The following is a 13,428-nucleotide window of genomic DNA, read 5'->3' as shown; positions in this document are numbered from 1 at the left end:
CTGTGACCGCTGGCTGAAATGGCTGCTTTTGCGCTCTTTTTTCATCCCTAAACAAAAGGGCCCGCCCACGCAAAAGCGTGGCGGGCCCTTTTTATTGTTTTGAGTCGTGGCTACGTGCCACAGGCGTTGGGGCGAATCCTAGCCGCGCATGTAACAGTGTGTCAATTTCGTGAATCGTCTGTAATAAGACGAAAATTGTCTAAGAAATCAGTTACCAACCGCACTCGCAGACTGCCTGACGAACGGCCTCGCCCACTCAATCAATGGGCACAACCGTCCAGCCCGCAGGCCGGTCCCACTGCGGCACTGTCACCCGCAGGCTGTTTCAGCGACTGGCCCAGCCAGTGGGCAAAGGCTTCAGGCTTGCCCAGCCAAGGGCCGATATCGATCAGGGAAAACTGGCCATCCTGCTCCAGTACCAGTGTCGGAAACCCTTGCCCGCCGACCTCTGCCAACAGCGCTCGGCTGTGCTTGAAGTGGCCTTGCAACTCAGTGGCCAGAACCTGCTTGAACGCAACGTCAAAAGCCTCGGCATCCAGGCCAATGGCGGCGGCCAGTTCCCGCAGCACCGCCGCGTCGGCAATGCGCCGGCCTTGTACATAGTGCGCGCTCTGCAAGCACCCGAGCAGCTCCAGGCCACGATGACCAAGACGCTGCGCCGCCAGCACCGCCGCCGTCGGTGGCGCCGAGTCGAAGACTGCCGAGTGATCGCGCAGCAGTCCGTCGAAATAGGCCTGGCCAAACGGCTGCCCGCTGTATTCGGCAATTCGCCGGTCGTGGGGCATCACATAGTCACGCAATTGCGCACTCACCGGCTGACGGTTGGCACCGGTCATCATGCCGCCGCCGTGCAGCAAAACCGGCACAAGCGCCTGCGCTGCCTGCACCAGGGGTTTGGCGCCATAGCACCAACCACACAGGGGGTCGTAAATGTAGTGAAGGGTTGGGCCGGGCATGTGGGGCTCCAGGAAAGGGTCAGAATTCGAGGGCAGCAGGTTATGCCTGACTCAAACCGGGAAAAACGCCGAAATGGGACTTGGTGTGTTGTGTAGAACGGTCGAATCGCCAAAGAAACAATTGGAAACAATCAAACACGGCCGCCCTTCAGGAATAATTAACAGAAGTAAATAGCAAGCATTACCATTCGCACCCTCGAATGACCTACCTCTCCGGATGCGTTTCAAATGCCTGCCCCCTTCCGTCTTACGTCCGTCACCCTAGGCCTGTGTGCCTCGTTGACTGGCGGTTTTGCCTGCGCTGCCACCACTGAATTGCCCGCCACCTCGATCAGCGCCGAAGTAGGCGAGGTCGACGATCCGCGGGTCAAGGAAGTCAGCACCGCGACCCGCACCGCCACCCCGGTGCGCTACGTCCCGCAGGCCATCGACTCGGTCAAGACCGCCAACCTCTCCGACTACGGCACCAATGACCTGGGTACGGCCCTGGGCGGCATCCCCAACGTCAGCAGCGGCGCCGACACGCGCTTCGACAGCTTGCGCATTCGCGGCTTCGACGCCAGCAACGACTTCTACCTCGACGGCATCCGCGACGACAGTCAGTACGTGCGCGACCTGCACAACATCGAGCGCATTGAAGTGCTCAAAGGCCCGGCCGCGGTGCTGTACGGCCGTGGCAGCCAGGGCGGGATCGTCAACCGGGTGAGCAAGTTGCCCGAGTTCGGCCGTCGCTCGACCCTCGAAGCCCAGGGCGGCAGCGAGGACATGCGCAGCCTGTACGCCGACCTGAGCACCGACCCGAGCGAAAACCTCAGCCTGCGCCTGAACATGGGCAACCTGGATGAAAACAGCTTTCGCGATGGCGTCAGTGGCAGCCGCCAGCTGTTCGCGCCGTCGATGAGCTGGCAACTGACACCGGACCTGAACTGGTTGGTGCAGTACGAATACAGCCGCTACAACCGCACCCCCGATCGCGGCATCCCGGCCATCAACGGACGGCCTGTCGATGTCGGCCGCGATACCACCTACGGCACCGATAACGATTTCATCGACGACAAGTCGCAATCCCTGCGCTCGAAACTCAGCTACGAGTTGGCCGATAACTGGCAACTGCGCCATACCCTGGGGGTGTTCAAGCTCAACAGCGATTTCGACAACACCTACGTCACCAACGTGAACCCCGTGACCCACCAGGTGGTTCGCCAGCATTGGCAGCAAGACCTGACCACCCGCAATGTGTTCAACAACCTGGAACTGGAAGGCGGTTTCAGCACCTTCGGCCTCGAGCATCGCCTGCTCAGCGGGCTGGAGCTGGGCAGCCAGCGCCGGGATCCGAAGCTGTACAACGCGGCCACCACACCACCGGGCAACAGCCCGGTGCCAGGCCTGGACCTGTACAACCCGGACCGGAATATCGTGCACACCGGGCGCATGCAGGTCTTCAGCGATTCCCACACCGAAGTCGAAAGCCGCGCCATTTACCTGCAGGACCAGTTACGCCTCAACGATCAATGGCAACTGCTGGCCGGCGTGCGTTATGACACGTTCGATGTCGACTCGACCAACCAGCTCAAGGACCTCTCCGAAGACCGCGACAGCCACAGCACCAGCCCACGGCTCGGCGTGGTCTGGACCCCGCTGCAGAACCACTCGTTCTACGCCTCCTGGAGCAAGACCTTCTCGCCGGTCGGTGGCGGCCTGATCGGCATCACCCCGGGCCTGACCACCAACGTCAACGACCTGAGCCCCGAACTGACCAAGCAGAAAGAAATCGGCGTGAAGAGTGACTGGCTCGACGAGCGCCTGAGCACCACCCTGGCGATCTACGAGCTTGAGCTCTACAACCGCCGCACCAGCGATCCCAACGATCCGACCGTGACCCTGCTCACCGGTGTGCAACGGTCGCGCGGCATCGAACTGACCGGCGCCGGGAAAATCACCGGCAACTGGTACCTGCGAGGCGGCATGGGTTTCCAGGACGCCACGGTCGAGAAAGACAACAACGGCTTTGAAGGCAAGCGCATCAGCAACGTTGCCAAGCGCAACGGCAGCCTGTTCATCACCTGGAAGCCGGAGATGGGCTGGTACGCCGAGACGGGACTGACCCTGGTGGGCGATCGTTATGCCGACAACCTCAACACCACGGTCCTGCCCGGCTATGGCCGCTGGGACGCCCTGGCCGGTTTCCGCCAGAAAGACTGGGACCTGCGCGCGGCGCTGAACAACATCAGCGACAAAACTTACTACGAGTCGTCGACCAGCGCCTTCCAGATCCAGCCAGGAGCCCCCCGCAGCCTGGTGGTCACCGGGACCTACAGTTTCTAAAGGCAAAAAAAAGCGCTGCCATCCGGGCAGCGCTTTACCAATCCATTGTTGTCTATCCCTGCATCACATCCCACAGCGCTTCCAGTTCTGCCTCGCTGAAAAAACCAGCGGGGTAGCGCTCGATCATCGTCCTGCGCGGGTCGGATTCCCTGACCTGTCGCGTTCCGTTGGACTTCAACCATTGCGCCAGCACTTGCAGCGACTCGCTATTCAGCGCCAAGGGATGCGCTGGCTGCTCGCTGACCCTGTTCATTGCAGCGCTCTCTCCCGGTTCTTGAGCGGCCAACTTATCCAAGGTTTATGACAGAACAACACCGTTCTACATTCCCGAGAATTACTCACGGGCACATACAAGAGCTATGCCAAGGCGCCTGGCAGCCCGACGTGCGGCAGCAAAAAGCCCGCAGTCCTTGCGGGCTGCGGGCTTGCCGGTTATTACTCGATGTCGCGGGCTAAAAATCCCGGTCATCGCTCACCACAGGCTGTTACAACTTCACTCAACCTTTGTGCGGTGCAGGCTGCTGTTGGGTCAGGCAATGAATGTTGCCGCCACCCAGTAACAGTTCACGCCCCGGCACCATCACCACTTCATGCTGCGGGAACAGGTTCTGCAGGATTTCCTTGGCCGGGCCATCCAGCGGATCGTCGAAACTCGGCGCAATGATGCCGCCGTTGACGATCAGGAAGTTCACGTAGGAACCGGCCAGGCGCACCGACGGATTGCGCTCCTGGCTGCCGTCTACCGGATCAACGCCAGCGCATTCTTCCTCGGTCGCATACAGCGGCCCCGGGATCGGCATCTTGTGCACGACGAACGGGCGGCCCTTGGCGTCGGTGCTGTTTTCCAGGACGTTCATGGCCGCCTGGCAACGTGGGTAGTTCGGGTCCTGCGGGTCGTCGGTCCAGGCCAGCAGCACTTCGCCGGGACGCACGTAGCAGCAGAAGTTATCCACATGGCCGTCGGTTTCGTCGTTGTACAGACCGTCCGGCAACCAGATGATCTTATCCACAGCCAGTTGCGCGCTGAGCACCGCTTCGATTTCGCTACGGCTCAGGTGCGCGTTGCGATTGCGGTTGAGCAGGCATTCTTCGGTGGTGATCAGCGTACCTTCACCGTCGACGTGGATCGAACCGCCTTCGAGCACGAAGCCCTCGGTGCGGTAACGCGAACTGCGCTCTATCTCGAGGATCTTGCCGGCGACTTGCGCGTCACGGTTCCACGGCGAGTACAGGCCGCCGTCGAAACCGCCCCAGGCGTTGAAGTCCCAGTGCACGCCGCGCACTTCACCGCTGTGGTTGATGACGAAGGTCGGGCCGGTATCACGTACCCAGGCGTCATCGCTGGACATCTCGACCAGGCGAATATTCGGTACGTCGAGGCGGGCGCGGGCGTTTTCGTATTGGCCGGCGGACACAGCAACGGTCACCGGTTCGAAGCGGGCAATGGCCTTGGCCACCGCCACGTGGGCGGCCTGTGCGGGCTTGCCGCCCAGGCGCCAGTTGTCCGGACGCTCTGGCCAGACCATCCAGGCCTGGGTCTGGGGGGCCCATTCAGCCGGCATGTAGAAACCGTCGGCGCGGGGGGTGCTGTGCAAAGTGCTCATAACAATCAGGACTCCAGGGAACCGTCTAGGGTTTTCAGCGGGCCATACAGGTTCGGACGCCGATCACGGAACGAACCCCAGGCGCTGCGGATGTGCTCCAGCTCATCCAGATCAAAACTGTGCACCAGTATGCCTTCTTCGGTCTGGTTGAGCTCCTCGACCTTCTCGCCGAACTGATTGGCGATGAACGAAGAACCGTAGAAGGTGATGTCGTAGCCGTCCTGTTCTTCGTTGCCGATGCGGTTGCTGGCGATCAGCGGCATCAGGTTGGCGCCGGCATGGCCCTGCTGCACACGCTGCCAGTGGTCGCGCGAGGAGATGGTCTTGTCGTGCGGCTCGCTGCCGATGGCCGTCGGGTAGAACAGAATCTCGGCACCGAGCAGCGCCATGCTGCGGGCGCACTCCGGGAACCACTGGTCCCAGCAGATGCCCACGCCGATTTTCGCGTAGCGGGTGTTCCACACCTTGAAGCCGGTGTCGCCCGGGTTGAAGTAATACTTTTCGTGGTAGCCAGGACCATCGGGGATGTGGCTTTTACGATAAATCCCCAGGTTGCTGCCATCGGCATCGATGATCGCAATGCTGTTGAAGCGCGCCCGACCCGCCAGCTCGTAGAAGCTGATCGGCAGGACCACCTGCAACTCCTTGGCGACTTTCTGGAAATGCTTGATGGCCACGTTGTCTTCAACGCGGGTCGCCAGTTGCAGGTAGTCCGGGTTCGGCTTCTGGCAGAAGTACGGGGCCTCGAACAGCTCCTGGATCAGAATGATCTGCGCGCCCTTGCTCGCGGCCTCACGGACCAGTTTCTCGGCGGTCTCAATGTTGGCTTCAAGGTCCCAGGAACAGGCCATCTGGGTAGCGGCGACAGTAACGATACGACTCATGAATCATCTCCCGGGCGGGTGCAGGGGGTCGAGCGTGGCATCGACCGATGACGGAAAGAGGTTCGGCCGGGCGCAGAAATCCACAGCGCGGCGTCAGGCGACTTTATAGCCGATAAAAATCGGCTTTTGAAGTACGCTGCATGCGCATTTATCTTTTTATAGCTTTTAATGCCGATAATAATCGATATTTGTGGAGGATTTACTGGCCTCATCGCGGGCAAGCGGGTTTACAGCCCTTCGTCCAGCACCTTCGCCAGCATGTCGACAAAAAAGTCGACACTCTGGCGCGACGTCACCATCGGCGGCTTGATCTTGAGGACGTTGAGGTAGTCTCCGGTCGGTTGCATGAAGATCCCCAGTTCGCGCAGGCGGTCGCACAGCAGGGTGGTTTCTTCGGTGGCCGGTTCCAGCGTCTCGCGGTTGCGGACCAGTTCCACTCCCAGGTAGAAACCCGAGCCATGCACCGCACCGACCAACGGATAACGCTCGACCAAGGCCTCCAGGCGCTCCTTGAAATAACCGCCGACGACCTGGGCGTTTTCCCACAGTTTTTCTTCTTGCATCACGTCCAGCACCGCCATGCCGATGCGGCAACTCACCGGACTGCCACCGGCCGACGAGAAGAAATAGCCTTCAGCTTCCAGCGCCTGGGCAATGTCCCGCCGGGTAATCACCGCCCCCAACGGCTGGCCATTGCCCATGCCCTTGGCCATGGTGATGATGTCCGGGACCACACCCTGCTCCTCGAAGCCCCAGAAAAACTTGCCCATGCGCCCATAACCCACCTGCACCTCGTCGGCGATGCACACCCCGCCCCGGGCGCGGACCAGCCCATAGACCTGCTGCAGATACCCCGCTGGCAACGAGATGCCACCGGCGTTGCCATACACCGGCTCGCAGATAAAGCCCGCCAACGGGCGCTTCTGCTCGTCCAGTCGAGCCAGGTGGTGCTCGACGCTGCGCACGTAATCCGGCGCACTGTCGGGCCCACGGAACTCACCCCGGTAGGTGTTCGGCGCGGTGACCGGGTGTACCCAGTCGGGGCGGCTGCTGAGCGCTTGCGGGTTGTCGGCAATCGAGGTCGACACCGCGTCCGCCCCCACCGTCCAGCCGTGATACGCCTCCAGCACACTGAGCATGTCGCGCGCGCCGCTGTAGGCCCAGGCCAGGCGGATCGCCAGGTCGTTGGCCTCGCTGCCGCTGTTGACCAGGAACACCCGGTCCATCGAGTCCGGCGCCAGCGCCAGCAGGCGCTCGGAGAACTCGGCGATGGCGGCATAGTGAAAGCGCGAGTTGGTGTTGAGCAGCGACCACTGCCGGCCGGCCTCGGCGGCCATGCGCGGGTGACCGTGGCCCAGCACCGCGACGTTATTGAGCATGTCCAGGTAGGAGCGGCCCTGCATATCGATCAAGTGGTTGCGCCAGCCCCGCTCGATGCGCGGCGGATCGACGTAATAGTGCTTTTGCGAACGGGCGAAGCTGGCATCCCGGCGGGCCAGCAACGTGTGCGGATCGAGCTCGACCTCGGCATCGCAGGCCAACCCCAGCAACGCCGCCGGAGAGGGGCACAACGCCTGCCAGGCCGGGGCCCGGGACGGTGTGCAGAACAGCGGCGGATTGAGTTCGGCGCCACGACACAGTTGCACCCGCAACGCGCCGCCGACCTCCCCCAGCACCTGGCCCTTGAGCACCGCGGCACCGCTGTGCAGCAACGGGCTGACGCCCCACAGGCGTACGCTCAACTGGGCACTGTCGAGCTGCAGCCGGCCATCGGCGCTCAAGTGGACAATGCCGGCAAACGGCGCCTCGACCGCAGTGCCGGCCGGCACTTGCAAGTCGACGTGCAGCGGGTAAGTGTCCGGCTCCACTGCACTGTCCGGCCGGGTCCGGGACAAACGGTACTGCCCGTAGCGGCTGGCCGCCAGACCGTGGGTCACCGCCGCTTCCGCCAGCAGACGCTGATCGATCCCCTCCTGCTCCCAGTTGCCGGCCTCGAAATGAGTACTCAACACGCCCAGGTCGATCAAGGCGAACTCGCGTCCCACCAGGCTCGGTAGCAAGGGCGCAAACCCCTGGCTGGCAATCACCGGCAACGACTCGCCGGCGGTCACCAGGATCGCCGCTTCCATCAGCTCGAACGGCACCGACGTGGCGACACGGAAGATCTCCCACTCGTGGCTCAGGTTGTCGCGGCTGTACTGGTTCTGCGGATCGATGCTCACCTGCTGCTCACCGCTGAGCACCAGCACCGCCGCCCGCGCCACAATCAGCGGCCACAGCGCCTGCAACTCTGCACGCTGCAGCGGATTGACCGCGTGGTAGGCGCGCACCGCCGGCAGGATCACCATGGGGTCGCCGTCGGCATGGTGCAGCAGCGCCGCGCAGGTCACCGACAGGTCGGTGATGCGCCAGGTGCGGATCAGGTCGCCGAAATCGATGACCCCCTGCAACTGCCAATGGCGTTGCGCGTCCCGCGTCCAGACCACGTTGTCGTCGGTGATGTCCATGTGGATCGCCTGCACCGGCAGCTTCGCCTGCAAGGGTAGCAAGCGCCGCTCGGCGTGCACGGCGGCGGCGCTGATCAGCTCGCGCTGCTGCGGGTCGCCGATCACCGGCAGCAGGTGCTCGATCAATGCGCTGGCGTGGCGGGCATCCCACTGCAGCGTGCGCTCCAGCCCCGGGTGGGTGAACCCGGCGAGGGCCAGGTCCATCTCGCCGCAGAGCCGACCGAAACCGGCCACCACCTCATGGCCCAGGTGATCGAGGTGGGTCAGGGATTGCCCGTCGATGTAGTCGAGCACGCGCACGTGCAGGGACTGGCCGGCCAGCTCCAGGGTCAGCAGGTCGGCGCCGTTCTTCGCGGCGATGACCCGCGGCACCTGCAGCCCGGGGCACGCCGCCAGGTGTTTGAGCGCGGCGTGCTGGGCCTCAAGCTCCAGCGCAGCGTAGTCGCCACGGCAGATTTTCAGGACAAAACGACCCGAATCGCTGTCGAGCCGATAGTTGAGGTCCTGCTGGCTGCCCAGTGACTGCAGCGTCCCGCTCAGCCCGTAGTGCTCACGCAGCAGCTCCAGCGCTTGCTCTGCGGTGACGTGCGGACTGGCCAGACTGGCGCGGTGAATCAACGTGGCGAGCAACATACAACGACCCCTGGATTTTTTGTAAGGCGTCTATATCGCCACCGCTCAGGGCGATACGCAACCCCCTGGCAGTGGTCAGTGATCGGCCAGCGTGGCGCAACGCGTTGCGTGAGTGTCTCGCCACGCAAGCCTAGGCATAATGCAGCGGTACCCTCAGGCGACGCCCGACACCCATGACTCCAGCCCTCCCCCGCAGACCCCGTTGGCGCAGCCTGGCCCTGCTTGCCCTGTGCCTGGCCCCCTTGCTGTGGCCGCTGGAACACCTGGCCGAGCGTTACTACCGCAGCGAACTGGCCGGACAGAACCGCCAGACCCTGGACCTGTACGTCGCCAACCTGCTGGGCACCCTGCACCGCTACGAGGTGCTGCCACAGATCCTCGGCGATCTGCCCGCCTTGCGTGCCGTCCTGAGGACGCCGGACGAGGGCGTGGCCCAGGGCAACGCCAACCGCTTCCTGAAAAACATCAGCGCCCAGACCGGTGCCGAGGTCATGTACCTGATGGACGTGCGCGGCAACACGCTGGCCACGTCGAACTGGGACAAGCAGGACAGCTTCATCGGCCGCAACTTCGCCTTCCGTCCGTACTTCAGCGAAGCCATGCAGGGTCGCCTCGGGCGCTTTTTCGGCCTGGGCACCACCTCCACCAAACGTGGCTATTACTTCGCCGCCGCCGTGCGCGACGGCGAGGACATCCTCGGCGTGCTGGTGATCAAGGTCGACCTGGACCACACCGAAAGCCTGTGGGGCAAAACCCCGGAACAACTGCTGGTGACCGACCACAATGGCGTGGTCATCCTCACCTCCCGGGCCGACTGGCGCTTCCGTGCAAGCCGGCCGCTGACGGAGGACGAACGCACCGCCATCGCCGCCGTGCAGCCCTACCCGACCCTCGATCCACGGCCCTTGCAGATCGACCAGAACGCCTGGTTGACCCAGACCCAGCAGATCGATGAGACCGGCTGGCGCGTCAGCATTCTTGCGCCCAGGACCCTGATCGACCGCCCCGTGCGCACCGTATTGGCCATTGGCGGCGCGACGCTGCTGGTGCTGATGTTGCTGCTGGGGTTGATGATGCAGCGCCGGCGTCATTACCTGCAGCGCATCGACTTCGAAGCCAAGACCCGGCGCGAACTGGAAGCCCGGGTGGCCGAGCGGACCAGTGACCTGGAAGGCCTCAACCGCCGGCTCCGGGAGGAAGTGCTGGAGCGCGAGCAGGCGCAACAGGAACTGGTGCGGGCCCAGGACGACCTGGTGCAGGCCGGCAAACTTTCGGCGCTGGGCACCATGTCGGCGAGCATCAGCCACGAACTCAATCAACCGCTGGCGGCGATTCGCAGCTATGCCGAGAACGCCGAGGTGCTGCTCGATCATCAACGCACCGACGATGCCCGCGGCAACCTCAAGCTGATCAGCGAACTGACCGGGCGCATGGCCTCGATCATCGCCCACCTGCGCGCCTTTGCCCGGCGCGACCGCCATGCCCCGGAAAGCGTCGCCCTGCAACCGGCGCTGGACGATGCCCTGGCGTTGCTGGCCAAGCGTCGCCGCAGCATGGAAGTGGAGTTGATTCGTGACCTGCCGGCCGCCGCGCTGTGGGTCGAGGCCGGCGAAACCCGGCTGCGCCAGGTGTTGGGCAACCTGCTGGCCAATGCCCTGGATGCCCTCACCGAAAAAGGTCCGCCGCGCAAACTCTGGTTGAGTGCCGAAACCACCGCCGAGGGCGTCAATCTGTACATTCGCGATAACGGCCCGGGGTTCTGCATGGAAGCCCTGGGCCGCGCCAGCGAGCCGTTCTACACCACCAAGACCCGCACCCAGGGCCTTGGCCTGGGGCTGGCCATCTGCGAAACCTTGATGCGCGCCTTCGGTGGTGAACTGTCGTTCGCCAACCACAAGGAAGGCGGCGCCCTGATCACCCTGCGGCTGCGCGCTGGCGCACCCGGTGTAAGCCTGCAACCGTCCGAGGACCGCAGTGAATGAGCAACCTGATCGACAATCGGATTGAAGTGGTGCTGATCGACGACGATCCGCACTTGCGCCAGGCCCTGAGCCAGACGCTGGACCTGGCCGGGCTGAAAATCCTGCCGCTGGCGCAAGCCCAGGGCCTGGCCGCGCGCCTGGAGCGTGACTGGCCCGGCGTGGTGGTCAGCGACATTCGCATGCCCGGCATGGACGGCCTGGAGTTGCTGGCCGAACTGCACGCCCAGGATCCGGAGCTGCCGGTCTTGCTGATTACCGGTCACGGCGACGTGCCCCTGGCGGTGCAGGCAATGCGCGCCGGAGCCTATGACTTCCTCGAAAAACCCTTCGCCAGCGATGCCCTGCTCGACAGCGTGCGCCGGGCCCTGGCCCTGCGCCGCCTGGTCCTGGAAAACCGCAGCCTGCGCCTGGCCCTGAGCGATCGCAATGAACTGAGCACGCGGCTGATCGGCCATTCACCGTCGATGCTGCGCCTGCGCGAGCAGATCGGTGCGCTGGCCCCGACCAAGGCCGATGTGCTGATCCTCGGCGAGACCGGCGCCGGCAAGGAAGTGGTGGCCCGCGCCCTGCACGACTTGTCGAACCGCCGCAACGGCCCCTTTGTCGCGATCAACGCCGGCGCGTTGGCCGAGTCGGTGGTCGAAAGCGAGCTATTTGGCCATGAACCGGGGGCGTTCACCGGGGCGCAGAAACGGCGCATCGGCAAATTCGAATTCGCCAATGGCGGCACGCTGTTCCTCGATGAAATCGAAAGCATGAGCCTGGACGTGCAGGTCAAGCTGCTGCGTCTGCTGCAAGAGCGGGTGGTGGAACGGCTGGGGGGCAATCAGTTGATCCCACTGGACATCCGCATCATTGCCGCCACCAAGGAAGACCTGCGCCAATCCGCCGACCAGGGGCGTTTTCGCGCCGACCTGTACTACCGCCTGAACGTCGCGCCCCTGCGCATTCCGCCCCTGCGCGAACGCGGCGAAGATGCGCTGGTGATGTTCCAGCACTTTGCCAATGAAGCCAGCGAACGCCACGGCCTGGCGCCCCACGAATTGCTCCCCGGGCAACGGGCGATGTTGCTGCGCCATCGCTGGCCGGGCAACGTGCGCGAACTGCAAAATGCCGCCGAGCGGTTTGCCCTCGGCCTGGAACTGGCGCTCGACCCCACTGCCGCCGATGGCAGTCCCGCGCCGCTGACTGCCGAGCCCAGCGGCAACCTCAGTGAGCAGGTGGAAAGCTTCGAAAAGAACCTGATCGCCGCCGAACTGGCGCGCTCCCACAGTTCCCTGCGCAGCGTCGCCGAAGCCCTGGGGGTGCCGCGCAAGACCCTGCATGACAAACTGCGCAAACACGGCTTGAACTTCGCCGACGCCGCCGGCGCCCACAACAGCGCCGAGGAACTCGATTGAGCCGCATACCGCCATCTGTCATCCCGGCAACCCACCATGAGGTCCGTGCATGAACCACGACAGTCGTTACCTGGAATCGATCCTGCACCACGACATCCCCCTGACGCGGGAGATGGGCCTCAAGGTGCTCGACTGGCAGTCCGGGCAATTGCGCCTGCAGCTACCGCTGGCAGCCAACGTCAACCACAAGAGCACCATGTTCGGTGGCAGCCTGTACTGCGCCGCCGTGCTGGCCGGTTGGGGCTGGTTGCACTTGCGCCTGCGCGAAGCCGGCATCGAGGACGGGCACATCGTGATCCAGGAAGGGCACATCAGCTACCCGCTGCCGGTGACCACCGACGGGATTGCCCTCTGTGAAGCTCCGAGTGCGGCGGTGTGGAAAAAATTCGTGACGATGTACGAACGCTACGGCCGGGCACGATTGACGCTGCATGCGCGGATTGTGAATGCCGGGAGTGATGAGGATGCGGTGACGTTTACCGGGCAGTATGTGCTGCATCGCTAGCACTGGCTGGCTATCAAAGCTGACGATGACGCGACTGCCCTCGGCGTCATCGTTCCTGCCAACCCCCGCACTAAACGACAGCGACGATCAGTCAGACTTTGGAAGTTTGTCGTACGTCACCACCACATTTGCCGAACCGTCGGCAACGAGTTGCTTGTTCGACTTAAATTCTCCATTCCGACAGGTCACAGACCGATAACCAACCAGTTCAATCGTGACGCTATAACCCTGGGCACTTTCACTCGAACGACAAAGAGTATCGTTGCTGTACAGTTGAGTGGTGGTGTTGGGACGATGGTCGACTGACGCCATACCTATTATGTGCGGCGTGCCTTCTACCTCGATTTGCGGTGAGATATTGACGCCGACATAGGTCTGCGAAGTTAATACCAAGTCCTTGTCGCCATGTTTTACAACCCCGCTTGTCGTCAACAACGTCAAGCCCTCTGGCGGGGACTTGATCGTGACAGTCCCGGCGGACGCGCTCCCGAAATAAAGTGAAAGTCCAACCAATAAAAGCACTTTATCGATTTTCATTTGAACCTCAGCCCCATCAGTCACCCACCATCATCAGGTATGTTGGATGCTAGCACTCAGCCCCCTACTTGAAACCTGTCATATCTGACAGTGTG

10 protein-coding genes are annotated in these 13,428 nt (G+C 63.1%); 4 read left to right on the top strand and 6 right to left on the bottom strand.

The window, feature by feature from the left end; all coding sequences use genetic code 11:
- Positions 1–260 precede the first annotated feature (260 nt).
- Positions 261–956, bottom strand: a complete 696-nt coding sequence (locus AACY45_RS07665) for a DsbA family protein (RefSeq protein ID WP_339544890.1) — start codon at positions 954–956, stop codon at positions 261–263.
- A gap of 228 nt (positions 957–1,184) precedes the next feature.
- On the opposite strand from AACY45_RS07665, the gene AACY45_RS07660 reads away from it, so the two are divergent.
- Positions 1,185–3,281, top strand: a complete 2,097-nt coding sequence (locus AACY45_RS07660) for a TonB-dependent receptor (RefSeq protein WP_339544889.1) — start codon at positions 1,185–1,187, stop codon at positions 3,279–3,281.
- 52 nt (positions 3,282–3,333) lie between these two features.
- Here AACY45_RS07660 and AACY45_RS07655 read toward each other — a convergent pair whose 3' ends face one another.
- The 4 genes from AACY45_RS07655 to AACY45_RS07640 form a co-directional block, all read right to left on the bottom strand.
- Positions 3,334–3,534 carry a hypothetical protein gene (locus AACY45_RS07655; RefSeq protein WP_339544888.1) on the bottom strand — a complete coding sequence of 67 codons (201 nt, stop codon included), beginning with the start codon at positions 3,532–3,534 and terminating at the stop codon, positions 3,334–3,336.
- A gap of 244 nt (positions 3,535–3,778) precedes the next feature.
- Positions 3,779–4,885, bottom strand: a complete 1,107-nt coding sequence (gene aguA, locus AACY45_RS07650) for an agmatine deiminase (protein ID WP_339544887.1) — start codon at positions 4,883–4,885, stop codon at positions 3,779–3,781.
- 5 nt (positions 4,886–4,890) lie between these two features.
- Positions 4,891–5,769 (bottom strand): N-carbamoylputrescine amidase, encoded by an 879-nt coding sequence (aguB, locus tag AACY45_RS07645; RefSeq protein WP_339544886.1) that lies wholly within the window; start codon positions 5,767–5,769, stop codon positions 4,891–4,893.
- Between the two features lie 227 nt (positions 5,770–5,996).
- Complete coding sequence (locus tag AACY45_RS07640; RefSeq protein ID WP_339544885.1) at positions 5,997–8,909, bottom strand: aminotransferase; 2,913 nt, start codon at positions 8,907–8,909, stop codon at positions 5,997–5,999.
- A 173-nt stretch (positions 8,910–9,082) separates the two neighbouring features.
- On the opposite strand from AACY45_RS07640, the gene AACY45_RS07635 reads away from it, so the two are divergent.
- The 3 genes from AACY45_RS07635 to AACY45_RS07625 are packed head-to-tail and all read left to right on the top strand — an operon-like array spanning position 9,083 to position 12,796.
- Positions 9,083–10,891, top strand: a complete 1,809-nt coding sequence (locus tag AACY45_RS07635; RefSeq protein WP_339544884.1) for a sensor histidine kinase — start codon at positions 9,083–9,085, stop codon at positions 10,889–10,891.
- The gene (locus AACY45_RS07630; protein WP_339544883.1) at positions 10,888–12,291 is read left to right on the top strand and encodes a sigma-54-dependent transcriptional regulator; all 1,404 of its coding nucleotides are present in this window, start codon (positions 10,888–10,890) and stop codon (positions 12,289–12,291) included. The genes AACY45_RS07635 and AACY45_RS07630 overlap by 4 nt, the downstream gene beginning before the upstream one ends.
- A gap of 49 nt (positions 12,292–12,340) precedes the next feature.
- Positions 12,341–12,796: a YiiD C-terminal domain-containing protein gene (locus tag AACY45_RS07625; RefSeq protein ID WP_339544882.1), complete on the top strand. Its 456-nt coding sequence runs from the start codon at positions 12,341–12,343 to the stop codon at positions 12,794–12,796.
- An 87-nt stretch (positions 12,797–12,883) separates the two neighbouring features.
- On the opposite strand, the gene AACY45_RS07620 is transcribed toward AACY45_RS07625, so the two are convergent.
- Positions 12,884–13,333 carry a hypothetical protein gene (locus tag AACY45_RS07620; RefSeq protein WP_339544881.1) on the bottom strand — a complete coding sequence of 150 codons (450 nt, stop codon included), beginning with the start codon at positions 13,331–13,333 and terminating at the stop codon, positions 12,884–12,886.
- Between the last annotated feature and the right edge of the window lie 95 nt (positions 13,334–13,428).

Origin of the sequence: Pseudomonas sp. RA_35y_Pfl2_P32 (assembly GCF_963970735.1) — a bacterium.
Lineage (GTDB): Bacteria > Pseudomonadota > Gammaproteobacteria > Pseudomonadales > Pseudomonadaceae > Aquipseudomonas.
The sequence above is the reverse complement of the archived record's forward strand: the minus strand, read 5'-3'. Positions and strand labels throughout refer to the sequence as shown.